This window comes from Aquirufa novilacunae, assembly GCF_045310505.1.
GTDB lineage: Bacteria > Bacteroidota > Bacteroidia > Cytophagales > Spirosomataceae > Aquirufa > Aquirufa novilacunae.
This window is the reverse complement of record NZ_JBEWZG010000001.1, coordinates 386,268-409,470: the sequence shown is the minus strand read 5'-3', so window position 1 is coordinate 409,470 and position 23,203 is coordinate 386,268. Positions and strand designations below refer to the sequence as shown.

19 protein-coding genes and 1 tRNA gene are annotated in these 23,203 nt (G+C 39.9%); 8 read left to right on the top strand and 12 right to left on the bottom strand.

Translation table 11 applies throughout. The features are described 5' to 3' along the window. Positions 1-1,980: an NAD-dependent DNA ligase LigA gene (gene ligA / locus V7S74_RS01860; RefSeq protein ID WP_406777070.1), complete on the bottom strand. Its 1,980-nt coding sequence runs from the start codon at positions 1,978-1,980 to the stop codon at positions 1-3. Positions 1,981-2,072: 92 nt separating this feature from the next. Here ligA and rpe point away from each other — a divergent pair, with 92 nt between their 5' ends. Next, positions 2,073-2,735 carry a ribulose-phosphate 3-epimerase gene (rpe, locus tag V7S74_RS01855; protein ID WP_406777069.1) on the top strand — a complete coding sequence of 221 codons (663 nt, stop codon included), beginning with the start codon at positions 2,073-2,075 and terminating at the stop codon, positions 2,733-2,735. 4 nt (positions 2,736-2,739) lie between these two features. Further along, on the top strand, positions 2,740-4,761 hold the full coding sequence (locus V7S74_RS01850) for an OmpA family protein (RefSeq protein WP_406777068.1): 2,022 nt from the start codon (positions 2,740-2,742) through the stop codon (positions 4,759-4,761). Between the two features lie 52 nt (positions 4,762-4,813). On the opposite strand, the gene V7S74_RS01845 is transcribed toward V7S74_RS01850, so the two are convergent. Together V7S74_RS01845 and V7S74_RS01840 are read right to left on the bottom strand one after the other, a co-directional pair. Beyond that, positions 4,814-5,386 carry a carboxymuconolactone decarboxylase family protein gene (locus tag V7S74_RS01845; RefSeq protein ID WP_406777067.1) on the bottom strand — a complete coding sequence of 191 codons (573 nt, stop codon included), beginning with the start codon at positions 5,384-5,386 and terminating at the stop codon, positions 4,814-4,816. 48 nt (positions 5,387-5,434) lie between these two features. Continuing rightward, the gene (locus V7S74_RS01840) at positions 5,435-5,983 is read right to left on the bottom strand and encodes a peroxiredoxin (RefSeq protein WP_463672920.1); all 549 of its coding nucleotides are present in this window, start codon (positions 5,981-5,983) and stop codon (positions 5,435-5,437) included. A 109-nt stretch (positions 5,984-6,092) separates the two neighbouring features. Between V7S74_RS01840 and V7S74_RS01835 the strand changes: the two genes are divergently transcribed. Continuing rightward, positions 6,093-7,016, top strand: coding sequence for a LysR family transcriptional regulator (locus V7S74_RS01835; RefSeq protein ID WP_406777066.1), 924 nt, complete (start codon positions 6,093-6,095; stop codon positions 7,014-7,016). Here V7S74_RS01835 and V7S74_RS01830 read toward each other — a convergent pair. The 4 genes from V7S74_RS01830 to V7S74_RS01815 are packed head-to-tail and all read right to left on the bottom strand — an operon-like array spanning position 7,003 to position 13,161. Beyond that, the gene (locus V7S74_RS01830) at positions 7,003-8,316 is read right to left on the bottom strand and encodes an MFS transporter (protein WP_406777065.1); all 1,314 of its coding nucleotides are present in this window, start codon (positions 8,314-8,316) and stop codon (positions 7,003-7,005) included. The genes V7S74_RS01835 and V7S74_RS01830 overlap by 14 nt on opposite strands. Then, the gene (locus tag V7S74_RS01825; protein WP_406777064.1) at positions 8,316-11,027 is read right to left on the bottom strand and encodes a DNA gyrase/topoisomerase IV subunit A; all 2,712 of its coding nucleotides are present in this window, start codon (positions 11,025-11,027) and stop codon (positions 8,316-8,318) included. Before V7S74_RS01825 ends, V7S74_RS01830 begins: the two co-directional genes overlap by 1 nt. Positions 11,028-11,030: 3 nt before the next feature. Next, positions 11,031-11,600, bottom strand: coding sequence for an NUDIX hydrolase (locus V7S74_RS01820; protein WP_406777063.1), 570 nt, complete (start codon positions 11,598-11,600; stop codon positions 11,031-11,033). A 1-nt stretch (position 11,601) separates the two neighbouring features. Continuing rightward, positions 11,602-13,161 carry an NAD(P)/FAD-dependent oxidoreductase gene (locus V7S74_RS01815; RefSeq protein WP_406777062.1) on the bottom strand — a complete coding sequence of 520 codons (1,560 nt, stop codon included), beginning with the start codon at positions 13,159-13,161 and terminating at the stop codon, positions 11,602-11,604. 45 nt (positions 13,162-13,206) lie between these two features. Here V7S74_RS01815 and V7S74_RS01810 point away from each other — a divergent pair, with 45 nt between their 5' ends. Next, a complete protein-coding gene (locus V7S74_RS01810) occupies positions 13,207-15,126 on the top strand; it encodes a thioredoxin domain-containing protein (protein WP_406777061.1) in 1,920 nt (639 codons plus the stop codon). Here V7S74_RS01810 and ruvC read toward each other — a convergent pair. Next, positions 15,119-15,694: a crossover junction endodeoxyribonuclease RuvC gene (ruvC, locus tag V7S74_RS01805; RefSeq protein WP_406777060.1), complete on the bottom strand. Its 576-nt coding sequence runs from the start codon at positions 15,692-15,694 to the stop codon at positions 15,119-15,121. The two genes, V7S74_RS01810 and ruvC, sit on opposite strands and share 8 nt — an antisense overlap. Before the next feature lie 11 nt (positions 15,695-15,705). On the opposite strand from ruvC, the gene V7S74_RS01800 reads away from it, so the two are divergent. After that, positions 15,706-16,317, top strand: a complete 612-nt coding sequence (locus tag V7S74_RS01800; RefSeq protein WP_406777059.1) for a polysaccharide deacetylase family protein — start codon at positions 15,706-15,708, stop codon at positions 16,315-16,317. Next, on the top strand, positions 16,314-17,084 hold the full coding sequence (locus tag V7S74_RS01795; protein ID WP_406777058.1) for a TatD family hydrolase: 771 nt from the start codon (positions 16,314-16,316) through the stop codon (positions 17,082-17,084). Before V7S74_RS01800 ends, V7S74_RS01795 begins: the two co-directional genes overlap by 4 nt. Here V7S74_RS01795 and V7S74_RS01790 read toward each other — a convergent pair. Continuing rightward, the gene (locus tag V7S74_RS01790) at positions 17,068-17,823 is read right to left on the bottom strand and encodes an ATP-binding cassette domain-containing protein (RefSeq protein WP_406777057.1); all 756 of its coding nucleotides are present in this window, start codon (positions 17,821-17,823) and stop codon (positions 17,068-17,070) included. The genes V7S74_RS01795 and V7S74_RS01790 overlap by 17 nt on opposite strands. Before the next feature lie 14 nt (positions 17,824-17,837). On the opposite strand from V7S74_RS01790, the gene V7S74_RS01785 reads away from it, so the two are divergent. Beyond that, entirely contained in the window at positions 17,838-19,313 is a 1,476-nt protein-coding gene (locus tag V7S74_RS01785) for a xylulokinase (protein WP_406777056.1), read from the top strand. A 35-nt stretch (positions 19,314-19,348) separates the two neighbouring features. Here the strand turns inward: V7S74_RS01785 and V7S74_RS01780 are convergent. Both V7S74_RS01780 and V7S74_RS01775 read right to left on the bottom strand, forming a co-directional pair. Beyond that, a tRNA-Leu gene (locus V7S74_RS01780) sits at positions 19,349-19,432 on the bottom strand. A gap of 71 nt (positions 19,433-19,503) precedes the next feature. Further along, positions 19,504-20,742: an ABC transporter permease gene (locus V7S74_RS01775; protein ID WP_406777055.1), complete on the bottom strand. Its 1,239-nt coding sequence runs from the start codon at positions 20,740-20,742 to the stop codon at positions 19,504-19,506. A 243-nt stretch (positions 20,743-20,985) separates the two neighbouring features. Here V7S74_RS01775 and V7S74_RS01770 point away from each other — a divergent pair, with 243 nt between their 5' ends. Next, positions 20,986-22,872, top strand: coding sequence for a DNA topoisomerase IV subunit B (locus tag V7S74_RS01770; RefSeq protein ID WP_406777054.1), 1,887 nt, complete (start codon positions 20,986-20,988; stop codon positions 22,870-22,872). On the opposite strand, the gene V7S74_RS01765 is transcribed toward V7S74_RS01770, so the two are convergent. Further along, on the bottom strand, positions 22,873-23,181 hold the full coding sequence (locus tag V7S74_RS01765; protein ID WP_406777053.1) for a tetratricopeptide repeat protein: 309 nt from the start codon (positions 23,179-23,181) through the stop codon (positions 22,873-22,875). Positions 23,182-23,203: the final 22 nt, after the last annotated feature.

Sequence of the window (23,203 nt, the reverse complement as noted above, 5' to 3'; positions counted from 1 at the left end):
CTAAGAAAGGAGGGCTATAAACTCGTCCTCCGAAATAATTGGTATGGATAATGAATTGGCTTTTTCCAATTTAGCTGGACCCATATTTTCCCCAGCTACGAGGTAATCTAATTTGGCAGAAATACTGGAAACGACTTTGCCGCCGTTAGCGATGATTTTTGCTTTTAACTCATCTCGGTCGAAATGGGTAAATACTCCCGAAATTACAAAACTTTTACCTTCTAGTGCGGTCGTTTCTAAAACTATTTCGCTTATTTCTTCAGAAAATTGTACGCCAGCCTTTTTCAATCGCTCGATAATAGCCTGGTTTTCGGGGTTTTCAAAAAAGGAAAGAACACTGACTGCAATGCGCTCCCCTATTTCAGGAACAGCGATTAACTCTTCTAAACTCGCTAGAATTAGGTTTTCTAACGAGTGGAATTGTAGAACTAATTTCTCTGCGATAGTGGCCCCTACGTGTCTAATGCCTAAGCCGAAAAGTACTTGTCTGAATGGAATAGACTTTGATTTTTCGATGCTAGCTAAAATGTTTTGAATCGACTTGGCTTGAAAACCTTCCAATCCAATGAATTTCTCCGCACTTAAATCATATAAATCTGCCACATTTCTGACAATACCTTTTTCAAATAACAGATCAACCGTCTCGGTTCCTATATTCTCAATATTCAGTGCTTTACGAGCAATGAAATGCTCAATCTTTCCTTTAATCTGTGGTGGGCAGCCTGTGTCGTTTGGACAATAGTGGTTTGCTTCTCCTTCCATGCGTATTAATTCTGTTTCGCACGAAGGGCACGTGAGCGGGAAGATAAACGAAGAACCTTCTTTTCTAGCCGAAGTATCTACACCGGTTATTTTCGGGATGATTTCTCCCCCTTTTTCAATAAAAACGGTATCTCCTTCGCGTAAATCTAGACGCTCCATTTCATTCGCATTGTGAATGGATGCACGTTTAATAACGGTTCCTGCCAAATAAACAGGCTCTAAATTGGCCACAGGTGTAACATTTCCGGTTCGTCCCACTTGGTATGAAACGGAGTTAATACGTGTGCGGGCAATTTCAGAGGGATATTTGAAGGCGATGGCCCAGCGAGGAGATTTGGCCGTAAAACCTAAACGTTCCTGCTGCCCAAAATCATTTACCTTAATAACAATTCCATCCGTATTCAGGGGAAGATCATTTCTTTTATCTGCCCAATCTTCAATATAGGCAAGTACCTCTTCGATAGAAGCGCAAACTCTGTAGGTAGGCGAAACGCTAAATCCGACCGATTTTAAATGCTCTAAGGCTTCCGAATGGCTATTAAAGGGATTTTCATTGCCTAAATAAGAATAGATAAAGCATTCCATATCCCGTCGGGCAACCTCTGCCGAATCCTGCATTTTAAAGGTTCCTGAAGCTGCATTACGCGGATTAGCTAATGGTTGATCCCCTTTCGCTACCTTCTCTGCATTGATGCGATCGAAGGAAGTGATAGGCATATATCCTTCGCCCCTAATTTCATAGGTCGCGGGTAAAAGAGTCGAATTAACCCGAGTAGGCAAACTTTTAATGGTCTTCACATTAGCGGTGATGTCATCGCCTCTTGTTCCATCGCCTCTTGTTACCCCTTTTTGTAAGACGCCATTCGTGTACCAAAACGACAGGGCAACCCCATCAAATTTCAATTCACATACATATTCAAATGACTCTCCATCCAAACCCTTTTTTACCCGCTCATCAAAATCCCTTAAATCACTTTCATTATAGGTATTTCCTAAAGAAAGCATGGGGAATTGGTGGGTAACGGATTTGAATTCTTTTGTGATGGTGCCGCCCACTTTTTGGGTAGGGCTATCAGAGCGAGCAAAAAGTGGATTCTCCGACTCTAATTTGATTAATTCAGCTAATAATTGATCGAAAGCCTGATCTGAAATTAGACTCTCATTTCTCTGATAATAAGCCTCATTGTAAAGATTGATCTTCTCAATGAGTTCATTCATTCGCTGATTAATATCCATAATCGAAATTAAAACTTAATTCATTTGGAATCAAGCGGGAAACAAGGTTTGGGAATATTTTATACCTTTGTCTTATGAGAAATTTGATCATTGCCCCCTCGGTTTTAGCGTGTGATTTTTTGAACATAGGTTCAGAGGTACAAATGTTAAATGAATCCGCTGCAGAATGGATTCATATTGATGTGATGGATGGGGTTTTTGTTCCTAATATATCTTTCGGTTTTCCCGTGCTTGAGGCAATTAATAAGGTAGCAACGAAGGTTTTAGATGTTCACTTGATGATCGAAAAGCCGGAGCAATATATTACGACTTTTGCTAAAGCAGGCGCTAAAGTCATCACCGTTCACTACGAAGCTTGTCCTCACGTTCACCGTACGATACAGCAAATTAAAGATGCTGGTTGTTTAGCAGGTGTAGCCATCAATCCTGGTACGCCAGTTGAAGTGTATCAAGATATTATTGCTGATTTGGATTTAGCCTTAATTATGTCGGTTAATCCGGGTTTTGGAGGACAAAAATTCATCCCAAATGCTATCAACAAAACAAAACGTTTGGCTGAAATGGCTGCGAAAGCGGGAAATACTACCTTAAAGATTGAAATCGATGGTGGTGTAACGATGGCAAATGCGGCTGATTTATACCAGGCTGGTGCGGATGTTTTAGTCGCAGGTAGTTTTGTGTTCTCATCAAAAGATCCTAAGGCTACGATTGCAGAATTAGTTTCCGTAGCTAAGTAACTGAATGGGCATAAGAATCTTCATCTTGTTGATTTTTATCTCGCTCCCCTCTTTGGCTCAAAAAGTCAAGTGGGCATCTCAAATCATTTCTGTTTCCAGTGAATACAAAGATCCCCTATTAGGTAAGGAATATCGAGCTTTGCATGCCCTTGGGCGGCCAAGTAAGTATCCGAAAATGTCTGCCACGCCTAGTGCTTGGCAATCTATGACGCCTGATAGCCCGGATGGGGAGTATCTATTGGTTGGATTTGATACGACGATGGCTATAAAGCAAGTGGCCATTTTCGAAAATTCCGGTGCAGGCAGTATTATATCTGTCGATGGTTTGGACCAAAACAATAAGATTTATCCACTTAGAACCTTTGCACCTGGTTACGCATTGTCTTCCTCACAAGTAACCTACATTCGTCTACCTTCAAAGACATCATTTAAGTTAAAAGGCATCAAGATTTCCTTTAATTCACTTCGGGTGAAAGGGTATTCACAAATTGATGCCATCGGTATTTCTGATAGTGATGAACTTATTGAAAACTCCTTAAAACTAAATTCAGATGCGAATGCGTTTCAAGCACGGGAGAATTTAGGCAACGCCATCAATTCGAAGTTTAATGAAATCTGTCCTGTAGTCAGTCCTGATGGCCAGAAACTCTATTTTACGCGGTGGAAACACCCCGATAATTTAGGGGCAAACAAGAATCAAGATATTTGGGTGTCTAATTGGCAACCTGACCGTACCTGGTCAAAGGCCACACTTTACCCCGCTCCCATAAATAATGACGAGAATAATGCCGTTTGTGGAATTACCCCGAATGGTAAAACCTTGCTATTAAATAATGTATACGGGAAAGATGGCACGATGGAAAAGGGCGTATCTTTTTCCTTTCTATTAAGAACTGGGGAATGGAGTTTCCCAAAAGCCCTAAAGATTCTCAACTTTAAGAATAAATCTGAATTCTCAGAATATACCTTAGCTCCTAACGGTAAGGTATTAGTAATGACCACGGAAACGAAGGATACCTACGGTGGAAAAGATATTTATGTTTCCTTCTTGAATGCGGATGATTCTTGGTCTGAGCCTAAGAATGTAGGTCCAGTGGTGAATACTGGCGAAGCAGAATCGACTCCTTTTATTGCTCCAGATGGCGTTACGATGTATTTCTCCTCCAGTGGTCATGTAGGTTATGGGAACAATGACATTTTTTTATCACGTCGATTAGACGATACTTGGCAAAATTGGTCAGTACCTGAAAACCTAGGCCCTATCGTTAATACGCCTCAGTGGGATGGCTATTTCTCTGTTTCGGCTAAGGGTGATTACGCCTATTTCAGTTCTACCGAAAACTCGATTGGAGCTGAAGATATTTACCGCATTAAGATTCCAGAAAAAGCGAAGCCACTAACGTTAATTCAACTGACGGGTCAAGTGATTAATCAAAAGACTAAAGAACCGATGGCGGCGCGTATCGTCATTAAGGCGAAAGGAAACCCTTCTGATACGCTTTCAATTGACTATGACCCGTATGTAGGTGATTATAGTTTTATGTGGCCTGCAAAAAAAGCCTTCACTGTTCAAATAAAGAAAACAGGTTATTTCTCCAAAGTGGAGCATTTTGATTTCACTTCAGAAAAGAATTTTTTACAGGTGAATCGAAATTTCTTCCTTCAAATGGTCGAGAAGAATAAGGCTTATGCTTTAGCTAACATCAGTTTTGATCAAGGGAAAGCCGATTTAAAACCCGGCTTTGAGGCTGAATTAGAAAAGGTGATTGCTATTCTTTCAGATAATGATCAATACACGCTTTTATTAGAGGGACATACCGATAATCAAGGAGATTGGAATGACAATTTGAAGCTCTCCTTAGAGCGGGTTGAAATCGTGAAAGCCTACCTGGTTTCTAAAGGAGTAAACGCGAATCGTATTGAAACGAAGGGATGGGGCGGTTCTAGGCCTTTGGCAAATAATTTTATAGAGGAAACAAGGAAGAACAACCGGAGGGTGGAATTCACTATAAAAACCGTGGAATAAAAAAAGAGGGAATTGCTCCCCTCCTTTTAAACTCAACCTAAACTATTATTAATTATAAAAGAACGATCAAACTCTTAATGATCGCCGTTAGACGGATTGCATCTAATATTCTCGCTTCTGTCGCTCCGTGATTCTTCACTGATTGCTCATGAGAAGTTACACACATCTCACAACCATTGATGGCTGAAACCGTTAAGCTAGCTAATTCAAAGAATTCTTTTCCTAATACGGGATTCATCATGATGGACATGCGAATTCCAGCCGGAGCCGTATTATAATATTCTTTGTCTACCATGTGCTTAAAGCGGTAGAAGATATTGTTTGCATTTAATAAAGAAACCAAGGCATGGATTTCGTTGATTTCCGCATCTGTAGCTCCTTTTGTAAGTGCTAGTTCAGTAAGGGAGTCAATGGTTCTCGTGTGCTTTTGGTTTACGGATACGGCCAAAGCTAATAAAATAGCCTCTTTCTCCGTTAATGTTTGAGCGCGCAAAGCGTTCGAAACATTGATTTTTAGATCTTTGATGTAGCGGTGATCCGCAGCATCTAAGGTATCTAAAAGGGCGAACGATTCTGTAGCAGGGATATTGATCTCTGCTAATAAGTTGTCTTTAGTTTCACTCATGGTGGATGAATTTAATAGCCCCAGGGGAATCCTGGGGCTAAAAGATAATTATAAAGTTGCGTCGCCAGCTTTCCAGTTACATGGGCAAAGCTCGTCAGTTTGTAAAGCATCTAATACACGTAACACTTCGTCTACGTTACGTCCTACTGAAAGGTCGTTTGCAGATACCCAACGTACAATACCGTCTTGGTCAGCGATATAAGTAACACGGTAAGCTACTTTCTCACCTTCTGTTAAAATACCTAATTCTTCAGCTAAGCTCTTAGAAGTATCCGCTAACATAGGGAATTTCAATCCACGTAAATCGTCGTGATCTCTTCTCCAAGCCGCGTGAACGAATTCTGAATCGGTAGATGCACCGATTAAAACCGCATCGCGATCAGAAAAATCTCCTGCACGACGGTTAAATTCAGCGATTTCTGTAGGGCAAACAAAAGTGAAATCTTTTGGCCACCAGAACATTACTAACCACTTACCGTCTTTCTTGTGATCTTCTGAAGTAATCGTTGCGAATTCTTTTCCTTGTTCTAAAGAAACAACTGCAGTTTTTGAAAATGAAGGAAATTGACTTCCTAATCCTAACATGTGATTTGCCATTTTATTTTGTTGGTTTATTGTTCTATTTAAATTGTGGTACAAAGATCTTTCAAAAAAGTGTATTAGTCAAATCTATATTTTCTATATTTGTATAGTTTTTAATTATAGTATGACCATCACTCAATTAGAGTACATAGTAGCGCTCGCTGACTTTCAAAGTTTTTCCAAGGCTGCTGATTTTTGTTGTGTTTCACAACCTAGTTTAAGTATGCAAGTGCAAAAGCTAGAGGATGAATTAAATATGACCTTGTTTGATCGCAAGGCGAAACCTTTAGTCCCTACCTTAGAGGCGAGGGATATCATCAACAAGGCAAGAGCTATTTTAAGTGAAAGCAAATCGATCCTCTCTTTGTCTAAAGGTTGGTCAAATCAGGTGAATGGAACCGTTTCTATTGGTGTTATTCCCACAATTGCGCCCTATTTAATGCCCAAGTTTTTAGCCGATTTTCAATTGAAATATCCAGACTTGAGTATTCAGATTGCGGAAACAACCACTGCCAACATTAAGAATGGGATTAAGGATGGTAAAATTGATATCGGAATTCTAGTCACCCCCTTAAATGATTCGCTAGTTGAAATACCGCTCTATTATGAGGAGTTATTTCTGTATTCGAATGTATGGGAGGAAGATGGTTCAAAATTAAAGTCAACATTAGATCCAGCTAAATTATGGCTTTTAGAAGAAGGTCATTGTTTGTCTAGTCAGGTAAATTCAATTTGTAATTTGCCCACTGGTCCTTTAATTGGGACCAAGATGACCTACCAAACAGGAAGTATGGAGACGATTGTACGTTTAGCTGATCAGGGTTTTGGCCAAACGATCATTCCACAAATGTTCGTGGATTACCTAGATCCTAAATTGAAGGAGAAGGTATATACTTTACCTGAACCGAAGCCTGTTCGTGAAGTAGCGCTTGTACATGCACCGTCTTATTCTAGAAAGGCCATTGTTAAGGCATTAGAGGTCGAAATCCTCGCTCACATTCCTGATTCCTGGAAACAGGCGGCAGAACGAAATATTATCCCCATATAGCCTTTGCCTTCGGGCTAAGCAATAAGGGTCTTAAAAAGACTAAACTTGCGCCAAAAACAAAAGTAAGAACCAATATACTGATGCGCATATTGCCTGTTAATTGTATAATTAGGCCAAACATAAACGTCCCTATTACCGTCGACATCCGATCGCATACATCATAGAAGCTGAAGTAAGAGGCTGTGTCTTTCTCCCCTTTAGGACATAATTTTGCATAGGTGGCTCTACTATTCGATTGAATTCCTCCCATCACGAAACCGATGGCGGTAGCTAATAAATAGAAATTGAATTGTGTCGTAACCGTGTAAGCATAAGCGCAAACGATTATCCAAACGAGGACAATTAAACCAAGGGCTTTAATATTCCCTACCCAACCAGATAAACGGGCGCAGAAATAAGCCCCAGGGATGGCTACTAATTGAATTAATAAAATCGTAATGATCAAGGCATCCTCCGGTAAATGCAATTCTTGGCTTCCGAATAAGGCACCTAAATACATCACCGTTTGAGCCCCCATATTGAATAGGAAGAAGCTTAATAAGAAATTTTTAATCTCTTTATTTATGGTTACCTCTTTAAAAACCTTCTTCAGTTCATTGAAACCGCCTAACCACCATTGATTGGTGTCTTTTTCCTTTGCTTTTGAATTAGGTAAATAATGAAGCGGTATTTGTGAAAAAATTAACCACCATAAACCTACAGTTAAGAAGGAAACTCGTGCAGCCATTTCACCACCGATACCGCCATACCATTCTGGTTTTAACAGCATGGTCAGATTTTGGATTAATAGTAAGACCGATCCGATATATCCTAATGTAAAACCTTTCGCACTAAGGCGATCAAAACGGTCTGGGGTGGCGATTTCGGGCAAAAAGCTATTGTAAAAGACCATACTTCCTCCCCAGCCAATGATTGAAAACAAGAATCCGAGTGTGCCGATATAATAATGTCCTTTACTGAAGAAAAATAAGGCGATGCAACTAAGTGACCCTAGATAGCAGAAGAAACGCATGAAGCTTTTCTTTGAACCTGTATAATCTGCAATTCCCGAGAGGAATGGCATTAAAAAAGTTAGTGCTAAAAAAGCGAGTGAAATCGAATAGGAAAAAACAACCGTGTTGCTTAACTCAAAACCTAGTATATTAATTATTCCTGGTGTGTCACTACCTAAAGTGACAGCCGCATTCGGAAAATAAATGGGAAAAATGGCTGAAGTAATCGTTAAAGAATGAACTGAATTTGCCCAGTCGTAAAAGGCCCAGGCATTCAATGTTTTCGGATTATTCAGCTTTAATTCCATTAAAATAGGCCTAACTGCTCCCCAGTTGGTGGATTTTTGATTTCAAATGGTATGTCTTCCTTCTCCTCTGTCTGTATTTCATCTTTCTCAGAAGGGAAATTAACAACAAATTCGGGTTCGTCGTTTGTCACGTTTACCTCCTCTGTTTCTATTTCGACTTCTGCTTGAACCTCTACTTCTTCTGCTTCTGCTTCTGTCTCGATTGGTGTCGCTTTTTCGCTAACTGGAGGCTCTTCTTCCGTTTCTAAGAAAGTTAGGTCTACTAGTTTCGGATAATTCAACTTACTACCTAACGCCTTCCATCCACGAACTTCAGCTAAGTCATCGATGGGGATTATTTCAAGTTCGTTTGTCTTACCATCAGGTTTGTGCTTAATCTGCACATTAGGGGCGTAATTATCGGTTACGGCGATGAGTTTACTTGCTTTGTGATCTGAGATGAACAAGAATTTCTTGTCTAATGAAGTGGTTTCTAAATGGAAACGCTTGATCAAGTGTGTTTTATTCGAACCGTCGAAATAGGCAGCAGAAATAATCGCCTGAGGCTCAAATTTCTTCAGGTACATGATTTCCTCTGCTGGATAGCGATTCGTTAATTCGAAATTCGTCAGTTCGTAGTTACCAGAAGAGTAGATGGCTAAAATGCTATCGTTTGGCTCGAAATTGCCAATGTGGTCGCCATGTCCATCGCGATTTAAACGACCGATAGTCGGATCATACCAAATATCTACCCCACCTAAGGTCGAAACACCCGCAGATTTCATCGTAATCTTGCGGACTGGATATTTAGTCAGCATGTTACCTAAGGACTCGCGACCTTTGATGGCTAATTTCGCGAAATCATAGTCAAATTGCTTGATTTTAGCGGTGCAATTAGCTGTTAAGCTGATTTGGATTACCTCCGCTTCTCCATTCTCATTGGCAGTGAAATAGGTAATCTTCGATTTTGCGTTATCGCTGCTTACTTTGTATTCGCGATCTCTTGTTACCGAAGTAACTTTGAAACGTTTTACGTAAGAAGTGCCTGATTTGCCATCTAGGTAGACTAAATTGTAGACTTTGCGGTCATCGTTCTTTTTAAATACTGAACAATAGATAATGTCACGCCCCACGAATACCTTCTCCTGTACCTTCGTGACTACGCAGGTACCATTCGAGCGGAACACGATGATATCGTCGATATCCGAGCAATCCATTACGTATTCGTCTTTCTTTAAGCCATAACCGATGAAACCATCTTCGCGGTTAACGTATAGTTTTTGGTTAGCTGCCGCAACAACGGTCGCTGAGATGGTGTTGAAATTCTTGATTTCTGTACGTCTCTCTCTTCCCTTGCCGTATTTAGCTAATAAGTTTTTGAAGTAATCAATCGCGAAGCGTATCAAATTAGCTAAGTGGTCTTCCACTTCGGCTAATTCGTCTAATAAACGCCTCATTAATTCGTCTGCCTTAAAGCTGTCGAATTTCGAAATACGCTTGATACGGATTTCTAATAACTTTAAAATATCTTCTTCCGTAATCTCGCGGTAGAAATCTTTCTTATAAGGTTCTAAGCCTTTATCAACCGTTTGAATCACTAATTCGAAGGTTTCGCATTCTTCGATATCGCGGTAGATGCGGTTTTCGATGAATATTTTTTCCAAAGAGCTGAAGAGCACTTTTTCCATCAACTCCCCTTTGCGAATCTCTAATTCTTGGCGTAATAAGTCAACCGTTTGATTTGTCGAAACACGTAAGATTTCCTGAATACCCATGAAATGTGGCTTTTCATCGATAATCACACAGGCATTGGGAGAAATGGATACTTCACAATCTGTAAAGGCATAAAGCGCATCAATCGTGACGTCAGGTGAAATTCCCGGAGCTAATTGGATTTGAATCTCTACGTCTTTGGCCGTATTATCAATCACCTTCTTAATCTTGATCTTACCCGTATCATTTGCTTTAATGATCGAGTCAATCAAAGAGGTGGTGGTAGTCGTGTAAGGAATCTCAGTGATAACAAGCGTCTTCTTGTCTAATTCATCGATTTTAGCGCGAATACGGATCTTTCCACCCCGTAAACCATCGTTATAGTTCGATGCATCCATCATTCCACCTAATAGGAAATCAGGATATAATTCTACTTTCTTGTTATTTAAAATATCAATCGAAGCCTGAATAATTTCACAGAAATTATGCGGCATAATCTTCGTAGCTAAACCTACAGCGATACCTTCTACACCTTGCGCTAATAATAAAGGGAATTTGATTGGTAAAGTAACCGGTTCGCGCTTGCGACCATCGTAGGACATCTGCCATTCCGTGGTCTGGTTGTTGAAAACAACGTCATTCGCGAACTTAGATAGGCGAACCTCAATATAACGAGCAGCTGCAGCGCTATCTCCCGTACGGTTATCTCCCCAGTTACCTTGGCAATCGAATAGAAGATCTTTTTGGCCTAAATTAACAATCGCATCATTTATCGACGCATCCCCGTGTGGGTGGTATTGCATCGTTTGTCCGATTACGTTTGCAACCTTGTTGAAACGGCCATCGTCCATTTCCTTCAAAGCGTGCAGAATACGACGTTGAACCGGCTTCAAACCGTCTTCCACGGCTGGTACCGCACGCTCTAAAATAACGTAAGAAGCATATTCTAAGAACCAATTCTCATACATTCCTGCTACCGCAATCTGATTCTGTAGTGCGCCGTCCGCTGTTTCACTCATAGTTTATTTGCTATTATCTTCCTGGTGGAAAAGTTGGTACATAATTAAGGCTGTGGCTCCCCAAATCAAATTTCCTTCGTAGCTAAAGGAAGGACTTAGGATCTTTTGTCCATGGTAACTCACTTCATGAGGAAGTAGGTTAGCCGGATCTTGAAAGAATGACACAGGTATTTCAAAAATACGATTAATTTCTCTTTTATTTAAATCGTAGCTCAGCTTTTTATTGATGCGCACAGAAAAGGCGGTAATCCAATAATTGGAGACGTTTATCCAATGTTCTGTCACATAGTTGAGCGAATCGGAATCGATCGCCACTCCTATTTCTTCCCAAACTTCCCGTGCTGCTGTCTCCCGTAAATCGGTATCCGTAGGATCCATCTTTCCACCTGGGAACGCCATTTGGCCACTGTGATGTCCGTCGTATTGATTTCGTTCTATGATGATAAGTTTAGGTTCTTCCTCTAGATCTTCTAAAATTATCGCAACAACGGCCGCAGGTTTCGCCTGTTCTTTTATATCAGGCCGATTCAGGACTTCTTGCTGTAATTGTTTGAAATGGGCAAAATCCAGCATGTTAGAATGAATTAGCAATGGCTTCCGCACATCGAATACCATCTAAGGCGGCTGACATAATACCTCCGGCATACCCTCCACCTTCTCCACACGGGTATAATCCCTTAATCTGTGGATGCTCTAAGCTCTCTTTATCTCGTGGTATTTTGACTGGCGATGAGGTACGACTCTCTAAACCGATGATTTGGCCTAAATTCGATGAGAAACCGGGGATTTTTTTGTTGAAATCTTGGAAACCTTGAGCTAAGGGTGCTGAAATATAATCAGGTAAGAATTCGCGCATTTCGCCTGGCTCTAAACCCGGTACATAAGAGGTCGGATGAGCAGATTTACTCGCTTTACCTTGGATAAAATCAAGAGTATATTGGGAGATGGCTTTTTGGGACCCTCCTACTAAAGTTCCAGCTTTTTGCTCGATCTCTTCCTGCATTTGCATACCCGCCAAAGCCCCGAATTCCTTGTATCTCGCTAAATCCTGTTCTACAATGCTCACTACAATTCCTGAATTAGCATACTTTGAATCACGTCTGGATGGCGACATTCCATTCACAACCACTTGGTTAGGTGAGGTAGCAGAAGGGACAATAAAACCACCTGGACACATGCAAAAGGAGAAAACGCCTCTTTGAATGCCTTCGAAATTACTTTGGGTTACTAGACTGAAACTAGCTGGGGGTAAATATTCTGGACGTTTTTTTACTTTGTATTGTGCTTGATCGATGAAAGATTGTTGGTGTTCAATTCTGACCCCTATGGCGAAAGGCTTTGCCTCGATGGCCACCCCTTTGTCTTGTAATAATTGGAAAATATCACGCGCAGAGTGTCCCGTGGCTAATAATAGTCGATCAGCTAGAAATTCTGCCTCATTCTGGCAGATTACGCCTTTAATGGATTTATTTTCAATAATGAAATCAATCACCCGGTGATTAAAATGTACTTCTCCGCCTGCCGCAATCACTGCGTCTCGCATCGATGCGATAATACCTGGTAATTTATTCGTGCCGATGTGTGGATGTGCTTCAAATAAGATGTCGCTATTCGCACCATGCGCTACAAAGGTTTCTAAAACACCTTTGATATCGCCTCTCTTTGTACTTCTGGTATAAAGTTTACCATCGGAATAGGTTCCTGCCCCACCCTCACCAAAACAATAATTCGAATCAGGATCCACTAAATTGAAGCGGTTAATCGCAGCTAGATCTCTCCTACGTTCTCTTACGTCCTTACCTCGTTCGATGACGATGGGTTTAATCCCTTTCTTTACAAAGTCAATTGCGGCAAATAATCCAGCCGGACCTGAACCAATAATCAAAACTTTTTTTGCTGACTTAGGTAAAGAGGGTAATTGAGCAGAAAGACTAAAATCGTAGTCTTTTTCATAGAACCCTATGCGAAGATTTACTTTGATTTGTCTGCTTCTAGCATCGATTGACCTCTTTTCAATACGGTATTTTGAGTTCGATAAAAACCCAGCACCCATCTCCGCAGTCAGAAATTCAGCTAATTTTTCAGGCGAATGGGCAATTTCTGGGCTAAGAACGAAATCTCTTTGGTCAATCATACAAGTATTTTGTGCAAATTTACGAATCTATTTTTACTATTTCGGATGAATAAGCTCGGCTCAGAAGTTTCCCCCTATTTATTGCAACATAAAAACAATCCAGTTCATTGGGAACCTTGGGGTCCTGAGGCTTTAGAACGCGCTAAAAAGGAGGATAAACCCATTTTAGTCAGTATTGGGTATGCCGCTTGTCATTGGTGTCATGTAATGGAGCACGAATCATTTGAAAACGAGGAGGTTGCTTCTATCATGAATGCATATTTTGTCAATATCAAGGTAGACCGAGAAGAACGCCCAGATGTGGATATGGTATACATGGAAGCTTTGCATCAGATGGGATTAAATGGTGGATGGCCTTTAAATGTAATTTTAATGCCAGACCAAAAACCTTTTTATGGTGGCACCTATTTTAAACGAGCTAATTGGATTCAATTATTGCATTCGATTCATAATGCCTTCAAGAATAACCGAGAAGAATTAGCTAAATCGGCTGATGGATTTGCCGATAGCCTTTCTGAAAACGCCTCTTTCTTCGCTCATACGGATTTGAATGAGGTTTCACTCGTCATTCCGGCTGCAGTCAATAAAATTAAGACCGCATTGGATCCCATATTCGGTGGTATTAACAAAGCACCTAAATTTCCTCTACCCTCTTTAATTCAGTTTTTATATACGCTTCCCGCTAGTCTCTCCGTAGAATTAGGAGTGCCTGTTTTAGCCCAAACTTGGTTAGAAAAGATGGCACAAGGAGGTATTTATGATGCAGTGGGTGGAGGTTTTTCGCGCTATTCAGTCGATTCAGAGTGGTTTTGCCCTCATTTTGAAAAGATGCTTTATGACAATGCGCAATTGCTTTCTGCCTATACAAAAGCCTATAAAAGAGAGCGAAATCCACTCTATCAAGAGGTGGTATTTGATACGATTGATTTTTTGAAACGGGAATTATTGTCGCCTAAAGGACTTTATTATTCTTCTTTAGATGCTGATTCAGAAGGTGTAGAAGGTTTATTTTATACGTGGACTTACGAGGAATTAGCGGCATTAAATAATGAAGATTTCTTGAAGACATACGCTATCTCTAAACACGGTAATTGGGAAGAAGGACGTAATATTTTGTTTAAATCGAGCCCCGTTTTGAATGCGTATTTTAAGAAAGAGATGTCGCAGTTAATGGATTGGAGAAAATTAAGAGTACGTCCAGGAACGGATACAAAAGAGATATTAGTTTGGAATGCCCAGTTAGTGAGTGCTTTTTTAGAGGCTTATCAGGTATTTGGTCGCCCTGAGGATCTAAGCTCAGCTATAGAGTTATTAAATGCAATTGAAGTAGAATTTAAGTCTGGTTCTATTTGGCTTCATCAAGCCTCTTATGCGAAAGAACCGATTTATGCCTTTTTGGATGATTTATCCGCTTTATCTCTAGCCTATATTCAAACCTATCTTCAATTAAAAGATTCCGCTTATTTAGCGAAGGCGGAAGCTATTTTAGTGCAAATTCAACAAGATTTTAGCCATAAAGAATTGGCGCTTTATGCCTATCGTTCGAAGAAGGCTGATTATTTAATCGCAGAAAAAGTAGAGGTCATGGATTCGGTGATGCCATCCTCAAATTCGATGTTATGTGAATCCTTTTTGTGGATGGGTATTTTAAGGAATAAGGCTGAATTTACGTTGGAAGGCCGTGAAATGTTATCCCAAATATTAGATAGAGCCATCGCTCATCCCGCCTATTTTGCCAATTGGTTACGCGTCTATTCGGATTGGGTGGAACATCCGAAAGCTCTGCTGAAATATGGGGGGGGCGTTGAAGGATTAACCGAATTTGACTGGTGTATTGATAAAGATCAGCTCGTTTTTATTCCTTACGAAGGTATGGAGGGCTATTTATTGTGTATCGGAGATTATTGCTTCTCCCCTGTTACATCTTTGGAAGAAGTGGATAAACAATTAGCTACACTTATTTAATTCGATCTGGATTCTCCGTGACAAAGGCTCCCCAGCCTTTTTTCGTCCCTTTTATCGTAGAGCTAATGTTTTTGTTGTGAAAATGATGGCAGATGGCAATTCCGAGCGCATCGGTGGCATCGTGTAATTTGGCATCTAATTTTATATTCGCAATGATTTCGACCATTTTAGCCACTTGCTCCTTCGAAGCATTCCCATTTCCGGTAACCGATTGTTTGATTTTTTTAGGTTCGTATTCGGCGATGGGTATCGATTTAGAAAAGGCCAAAGACATCACCATCCCTTGAACACGACCTAATTTGAGCATTGACTGCACATTTTTGCCAAAGAAAGGCGATTCAATCGCTATCTCATCTGGTAGAAACTCTTCAATGATTCCCAAAACACGCTCGTGAATCTTCAAAAATTTAGCTCCCTGAGTCGTGTATTTAGTTAGGTTTAATACACCATATTGTAAAATGGTCACCTTGTCTTGATTAATTCGCAATAAACCATAACCTAGGAATCGCGTCCCTGGGTCGATGCCTAAGATTATTTTTTCTGAAGTGGAAGTGTTAATTTGCGTCATTAAATCAGCTCATGTTTATTCATCAAATTCCGTCGTTTATTCCTTCTCTTTTTCCCCGTTTTACGTGGTCAAAGGATTCTGAACGTCAGATCTATTTAACCTTTGATGATGGACCAACTCCTGAAATTACGGATTTTGTGTTAGAATGCTTAGCAGAATACCATGCGAAAGCTACTTTTTTCTGTATTGGCAAGAACGCAGTTTCGTATCCTACTATCATGGATCGAATTAAATCGGAAGGTCATAGCATTGGAAATCACACGATGAACCATCTAAATGCCTGGTCTTTCGATTTTAACGCCTATCTAGCAGATGTGGAAGCATGTGAGGCAGTTTTCCAAAAACAAGGCATTCAATCTATTGGTTTCCGTCCTCCTTATGGCCGAATCACTAGAAAAATGTATAAAGACATTCCAAATATCTTTTTATGGTCTGTCTTAACAGGTGATTATAATGCCTCATTGAACTCTGAATCTATACTTCAATCCGTTTTACCCCTTTTAAAACCTGGTGCCATCGTTGTATTTCATGACAGTGTAAAAGCAGCTCCTCATTTGAAAGCAATTTTACCTGCGATTTTAGCGCATTGTGCCTCGCAAAATTTAACCTGTTCCGCCTTATGATCGATACCCACGCACATCTATATGATGTTCATTTTCAGGAAGATATGCCCTTTCATATAAAGGAAATTCAAGAGGCGGGTGTAACTGGGGTTTGGTTGCCTAATTGTGATTTGGAATCATGGACTGACTTAAAGAAATTAAGTACAGCCTATCCTGATTTTTTACTTCCCATGATCGGATTGCATCCTACTTATGTTAAAGAAAATTACCTAGCTGAATTAGCTGCATTGAAAGCAGAGTTGGAGCAAACGAAAGTTTTAGCCATTGGGGAAATAGGCCTCGACTATTATTGGGACACCACCTTCGCTTCGGAACAGATGGATGCCCTACAACAGCAATGTCACTGGGCTTTAGAAAAAGGGCTGTGGGTAGATATACATTGTCGTAAAGCTTATGCAGACTTGATAAAGACTTTTAAATTACCTGAATTCAAGGGATTAAGAGGAATTATTCACTGCTTTTCTGGCGATGCAAGAGAAGCAAAGGTTTTAACTGATTTAGGATTTTTATTAGGTATAGGTGGAGTAATTACCTACAAGAATACGACACTATTTCAAGATATTAAAGATATACCTCTTAGCCACATCGTATTAGAAACAGATGCTCCATATTTAAGTCCGGTGCCATATAGAGGAAAACCTAATTCTCCTAAGAATATACCCCTCATAGCACAAAAATTAGCAGATTTATTCGAAATAACTTTAACAGAATTGGTTCAACAAACGAATCAAAATGCGAATAAGTTGATGGCTACCTCAGGTTATTAATCAAACCTTTCATTTGATCATCCCAAGATAGGATCGCTTGTTTTAATCGGATAACGACAGCGTTAGGTGAGTTTTTAAATTTATCCCATGATCCTTGGAAGACTAATTTCCCTTTTTCCATGATACCTACGCTTTGGCTTAATTGAAGTATATCGGTCAAATCATGGCTAATCAGCACACATGGAATGGCTCTCTCTGCGACCACAGAGGCAATAATTTGGGAAAATTCTAGTTTTTGTTCGGTATCTAATTGACTAAATGGCTCATCGAGCACCAAATAAGAAATAGGTTGACTGATGGCCTCTAATAAGGCCAGTTTTTGCCGTTCTCCACCCGATAAAGAAGCTACTTTGGTGTCTTTTTGTTTAATTAAATAGAACTGCTTTAAATACTTTGTAATGATTGTATCTTGTTGATTATTAGGCAGGTACTGGAACAATACTTGCGCATAATTGTAGACAGTATGATGCGGTTTTAGATGTAAGGTTTGAGGAACATATCCTGCCTGTTTGAATTGGGGAATCAAACGGTCTAATCCATCATTTAATTCTTTGGAATTGATTTTTATGGAGTATTCCGTGTCAATACTTAAACCGACCAATAGTTTCGCAATGGTACTTTTACCGGAACCACTTTTACCGATTAATGCGTAGATTTCACCTGATTTTACCTTTATTTGAATATTGGATAAAGCAAAATGACTAGTAACTTGGTGTTTCTTTATGCCGATTGTTAACATTAAACCTATTTAAAATGATTTTGTGCGGAATTGATGTGGGAACTTCTTCCATTAAAGTTAGTATTGTTGATGCTGCAAACCAACAATTAATTTATTCATGCTCATTTCCTGAGATTGAAAATGAGATATCTTCCCCTCAGCCCGGATTTGCGGAGCAAGACCCAGAACATTGGTGGTATTGCGTGAAACAAGGTATTTTAAAAGCGAATTCGACAGGATTATACGATCCTGAAAGAATTGGTGCCATCGGTATTTCTTATCAAATGCATGGCTTAGTAGTGGTTGATAAGGAGGCCAAGGTATTGCGTCCATCGATTATTTGGTGTGATTCCAGAGCTACTCCTTATGGAGAAAAAGCGTATGCAGGTCTTGGAGAATCGTTTTGCCAAACACATTACCTCAATTCTCCTGGAAATTTCACCGCAGCCAAGTTAGCTTGGGTGAAGGAAAATCAACCTGAAGTTTTTGAGCAGGTTGCACAAGTATTATTACCTGGAGACTTTATCGCAGGTAGATTCACCTCCCAATTTACTACTACAGCTTCTGCCCTTTCCGAAGGTATTTTATGGGACTTTAAAGAGAATCATCCGGCTAAAGATTTGATGCAGTTTTATGGATTTCCTTCCGAAATATTCCCACCGGTTCAAGATTTGTTCTCTGATCACGGCACGGTCACATCAATGGTAGCGGCTGAATTAGGATTGAATACAAATGTCAAGGTTACTTATAAAGCCGGTGATCAACCGAATAATGCCTATTCATTAGGCGTTTTACATCCTGGTGATATTGCGACCACGGCAGGTACGTCTGGTGTGGTGTATGGTATCTCGGATGAATTGAAATTCGATAAGGAGAATCGGATTAATTCTTTCGCTCATGTGAATCACAGCGCATCAAAAGCGAGTATTGGTGTTTTAATGTGCATTAATGGAACGGGTATTTTGAACCGTTGGGTGAAGCAGAATTTCTTCCCGACTATGTCCTATACCCAAATGAATGAGCAGGGTGCAAAAGCAGCTATTGGTTCTGGCGGATTGGTATGTATGCCTTTTGGAAATGGTGCTGAGCGTATTTTCCAAAATAAAACCATCGGAGGTAGTTTCGTTCACCTTGACTTCAATCGCCATCAGTCTGCTGAGATTATTCGTGCAGCACAAGAAGGTATTGCCTTCTCCATGGTTTATGGGATTGAATTATTAGGTAATGTGGGTGTTCGACCTAAAAAATTAAAAGCTGGTTTAGCGAATATGTATTTGAGTGATTTGTTTACTCAAGCCATCGTCAATTCCTCTGGAGCTTCGGTTGAGTTATTAGAATCAGATGGAGCGTTTGGCGCTGCATTAGGAGCGGGTGCTGGAGTAGGTTATTATGCAAATGAAGATGAAGCGGTGGCTAACATTAAGTTGTTAAAAACAATTGAACCTGCGGCTGCATTAAAAGGGGAATACGAAGAGGCTTACGGGATTTGGAAAAATAACCTAGCCCATTAGAAATGGTAAAGCCTCTCAATTGCTTGAGAGGCTTGTACCCAGAGCCGGAGTCGAACCGGCACGGGCTTGCACCCACGGGTGTTTGAGACCAGCGCGTCTACCAATTCCGCCATCTGGGCAATTCAAAATTGCAATGCAAAACTAGGCTAAATCATTCGCTTTCGCAAGAGTGCCTAGAATAAATTCTAGTTTACTCGTAACGTAAAGCCTCTACTGGGTCCATTTTGGAAGCCTTAAATGCAGGATAAATTCCTGAAAATAAGCCTACTAAAACACAAATAATAATACCTGTCATCATCCAAAGCCAAGGGATAATAAAGCTAGCCGCTCCCGAACTAATTCCTTGAGCAATTAAGTTTCCAATCGGTATAGCTAATATAATCCCTCCTATTCCTCCTAATAAGCAAATTACAATAGCCTCAATGAGGAATTGTTGCAAAATTCGTCCTGGCGTCGCACCGAGTGATTTTCTAATCCCAATTTCTCTCGTCCTTTCGCTAACAGACACCATCATGATATTCATTAATGCGATGGCAGCACCTAATAAGGTGATAAAGCCTATCACAAATCCTCCGATACGAAGTGAACCTGTAATACTTTCAAAGCTTTTAGCCATAGAGTCTGAGCGGTCGATACTAAATGAATCTTCAGTTCCTATCGGATCCATTCGCACTTTACGCATAGCTCCTCTTGCCTCTTCCATGAAGTCATCTAGGTTTTTAATTTTAGCTGCAGAGGTAGTAATGTCAAATGTCAAATTTCTACCAACGGCCATTTTACGACCTGTTTCCAAGGGAACTACCACGACGCGATCATCTCCACCCCCCATCATGTTACCCTTCTTTTCTAGTACCCCGATTACTTTTAATTTAATACCAGATACGATAATTTCAGATCCAATGGGACTTTGCTTTTCATATAATTGATCAATTACATCCACACCTAGAATACACACATTGATGGCATTCGTTTGTTCATTCGCTGAGAAATTTCGCCCGGCTCCTACTTTATAGCCTTTTAATTCCATAAAGTTTTCATCGATTCCTAAAACTCGGGTATTGGGATTTGTTTTCTTGGAAGCGAATTTGGCAATGGCATTATTATTGACATTGGTTTTTAAAGAGACTTTGCCTTTGTTAGAAAACAACGTTTTATAGTGTATCGCTTGACGATAATCGATGTTTTTGAATCTTTTCTCCTTCTGCCCTTCTCTTCTTACTTGCATCATCGGTCTATTACGAATATCAAAAGAATTGGCACCTAGACCAGAGAATGAGTTGTCAACTGAACTTTGAATTCCATCAATAGCCGTTAATATACCCACCAAAGAGGTGATTCCCAAGGATATAATGAGCGCGGTTAAAACCGTTCTTAATAAATTTCCCTTGATGGAACGAAGACCCTCTAAAACGTTTTCCTTTAAATTCATATGTCTATTTGACTAAGCCGGAATAGTCCGGCGACTTTTTGACTAAGTCACACAGTGACGACTAAATCGCATCGCGATGACTAAGTCACGCAGTGACGACTACTCAAGCGCAAGTTATCCTCTTTTTTACAGCATTAAAAACCAATGAAACAGGCTTTTAATCCGCTAGTCCTTTTTTTACCTGATTAATTCAATCGCACCTCTTTCTTAAACGCAAAATCTTTGATAATTTAGTGTAAAATTATGTCAGTGGAAGAAAATCAAAATAACGCACCTGTTTATAACGACGATAGTATTCGTTCCCTAGATTGGAAAGAACATATTCGGTTACGTCCGGGTATGTATATTGGTAAATTAGGCGATGGTTCATCAGTTGATGATGGTATCTATGTGCTCGTGAAGGAAATCATGGATAACTCGATCGATGAGCACATGATGGGAAATGGCAAGTCGATTGATGTAAAGATTTCTGATCATAAAGTAGAAGTACGTGATTATGGCCGCGGTATTCCATTAGGAAAGGTGATCGATTGCGTTTCTAAGATTAATACGGGAGGTAAATATGACTCAGGTGCTTTCCAAAAATCCGTAGGTTTGAATGGTGTAGGTACAAAGGCAACCAATGCTCTTTCAAACTACTTTAAAGTACAATCTTACCGCGATGGTCAAACCAAATGGGCTGAATTTTGTAAAGGTGAATTAACGGCAGAATCGAAAGGTATTGAACCTTCCAATGCAAAGAGTGGTACGCATGTTCAGTTTGAGCCGGATAATACCATCTTCAAAAATTATCACTTCATTCCTCAGTATTTAGATTCCCTATTTTGGAATTATGCCTATCTAAATGCAGGATTGACCATTAATTTCAATGGAGAGAAGTATTTCTCACAAAATGGTCTCTTCGATTTACTTTCAAAAAAGACCAATGCAGAGGAAAATCGCTACCCTATTATTCATTTAAAGGGTAATGATATTGAATTAGCGATCACTCATAATAACCAGTACGGAGAGGAATACTATTCCTTCGTTAACGGTCAAAATACCACACAAGGCGGTACTCACTTAGCGGCTTTTAGAGAAGCGATTGTAAGAACCGTCCGTGAATTCTTTAAAAAGGATTTCGATCCTTCAGATGTGCGTGCTAGTATCGTAGGTGCTATCGCCATTCGAGTACAAGAACCCGTTTTTGAGTCACAAACTAAGACTAAATTAGGAAGTACAACAATTTCTCCTGATTCAAATTCTACCTCCATTCGTACGTTTGTAGGGGACTTTGTCAAGACGGAATTAGATAATTATTTACACCAAAACCCGGCTTCAGCGGATGCTTTATTAAAACGTATTCTTCAATCAGAACGGGAACGTAAGGATATTGCGGGTATTAAGAAGTTAGCGAATGAGCGAGCTAAGAAAGCGAACCTTCACAATAAGAAATTACGCGATTGCCGTGTCCATTTATCGGATGAGAAGTCGGAGACAAGACATGACACCACCCTGTTTATAACGGAGGGTGATTCGGCTTCAGGAAGTATTACAAAATCGCGTGATGTGCAATTACAGGCGGTATTTAGTTTACGAGGTAAACCTTTGAACAGCTTTGGCCTAACAAAGAAAATTGTTTACGAAAATGAAGAATTTAATCTATTGCAACACGCTTTAGATATCGAGGATTCTTTAGATAATTTACGCTATAATAAGATTGTGATTGCTACAGATGCCGACGTGGATGGAATGCACATTCGATTACTTATTTTAACGTTCTTCTTACAATTCTTCCCGGATTTAGTGCGTAATGGTCACTTGTATATCTTAGAGACTCCCCTATTCAGAGTACGTAATAAAAAGGAAACACGTTATTGCTATTCTGACGAAGAGCGCCGTAATGCCATTGAGGCCTTGGGACCTAAACCAGAAATTACCCGATTTAAGGGATTGGGTGAGATTTCACCCGAGGAGTTTGGCAATTTTATAGGTGAAGATATCAAATTAGAACCTGTGATTTTGGAAAAGGACTTTACAATTCCACAACTTCTGACTTATTACATGGGTAAAAATACTCCGGAGCGTCAGAAATTTATTATTGACAACCTCGTAGTAGAAAAAGATCTAGAAGAAGTATTACTAGGTTAATTAGAAATTCAATTCAAGGAGTTGCTTAAGTTCTTTCAAAGCTTTCGCGGCTCCTTTTTTTTCAGCCTCTTCTATACCTTTCCGTATAATTTGCTCAGCTTTATCTTCCGCATCACTTGCTAACAAGGCATTCGCATACGTGTAGTAAGTAGCCACGTAGTCTGGAAATTGGGTAATAATCTCCTCAAACAGATCGAAAGACTCTTTTAATGCCCCCTCTTTCTGATATTCAATAGCTAATAAATAATGATTAAAAGGATCCATTGGATCTTGATTAATTTCATTTTTAATAAATTCTTTGCGATCCATTTTGCTAAATTAAAAACAAATT

Excerpts from the sequence above, each read along its gene's own strand:
- ligA (WP_406777070.1), bottom strand. The coding sequence starts at position 1,980 with ATGAATGAACTCATTGAGAAGATCAATCTTTACAATGAGGCTTATTAT.
- V7S74_RS01825 (WP_406777064.1), bottom strand. The coding sequence starts at position 11,027 with ATGAGTGAAACAGCGGACGGCGCACTACAGAATCAGATTGCGGTAGCA.
- V7S74_RS01830 (WP_406777065.1), bottom strand. The coding sequence starts at position 8,316 with ATGGAATTAAAGCTGAATAATCCGAAAACATTGAATGCCTGGGCCTTT.
- V7S74_RS01835 (WP_406777066.1), top strand. The coding sequence starts at position 6,093 with ATGACCATCACTCAATTAGAGTACATAGTAGCGCTCGCTGACTTTCAA.
- V7S74_RS01770 (WP_406777054.1), top strand. The coding sequence starts at position 20,986 with ATGTCAGTGGAAGAAAATCAAAATAACGCACCTGTTTATAACGACGAT.
- V7S74_RS01795 (WP_406777058.1), top strand. The coding sequence starts at position 16,314 with ATGATCGATACCCACGCACATCTATATGATGTTCATTTTCAGGAAGAT.
- V7S74_RS01785 (WP_406777056.1), top strand. The coding sequence starts at position 17,838 with ATGATTTTGTGCGGAATTGATGTGGGAACTTCTTCCATTAAAGTTAGT.
- ruvC (WP_406777060.1), bottom strand. The coding sequence starts at position 15,694 with ATGACGCAAATTAACACTTCCACTTCAGAAAAAATAATCTTAGGCATC.
- V7S74_RS01850 (WP_406777068.1), top strand. The coding sequence starts at position 2,740 with ATGGGCATAAGAATCTTCATCTTGTTGATTTTTATCTCGCTCCCCTCT.
- V7S74_RS01840 (WP_463672920.1), bottom strand. The coding sequence starts at position 5,983 with ATGGCAAATCACATGTTAGGATTAGGAAGTCAATTTCCTTCATTTTCA.
- V7S74_RS01820 (WP_406777063.1), bottom strand. The coding sequence starts at position 11,600 with ATGCTGGATTTTGCCCATTTCAAACAATTACAGCAAGAAGTCCTGAAT.
- V7S74_RS01845 (WP_406777067.1), bottom strand. The coding sequence starts at position 5,386 with ATGAGTGAAACTAAAGACAACTTATTAGCAGAGATCAATATCCCTGCT.
- V7S74_RS01765 (WP_406777053.1), bottom strand. The coding sequence starts at position 23,181 with ATGGATCGCAAAGAATTTATTAAAAATGAAATTAATCAAGATCCAATG.
- V7S74_RS01815 (WP_406777062.1), bottom strand. The coding sequence starts at position 13,161 with ATGATTGACCAAAGAGATTTCGTTCTTAGCCCAGAAATTGCCCATTCG.
- V7S74_RS01790 (WP_406777057.1), bottom strand. The coding sequence starts at position 17,823 with ATGTTAACAATCGGCATAAAGAAACACCAAGTTACTAGTCATTTTGCT.
- V7S74_RS01800 (WP_406777059.1), top strand. The coding sequence starts at position 15,706 with ATGTTTATTCATCAAATTCCGTCGTTTATTCCTTCTCTTTTTCCCCGT.
- V7S74_RS01810 (WP_406777061.1), top strand. The coding sequence starts at position 13,207 with ATGAATAAGCTCGGCTCAGAAGTTTCCCCCTATTTATTGCAACATAAA.
- V7S74_RS01775 (WP_406777055.1), bottom strand. The coding sequence starts at position 20,742 with ATGAATTTAAAGGAAAACGTTTTAGAGGGTCTTCGTTCCATCAAGGGA.
- rpe (WP_406777069.1), top strand. The coding sequence starts at position 2,073 with ATGAGAAATTTGATCATTGCCCCCTCGGTTTTAGCGTGTGATTTTTTG.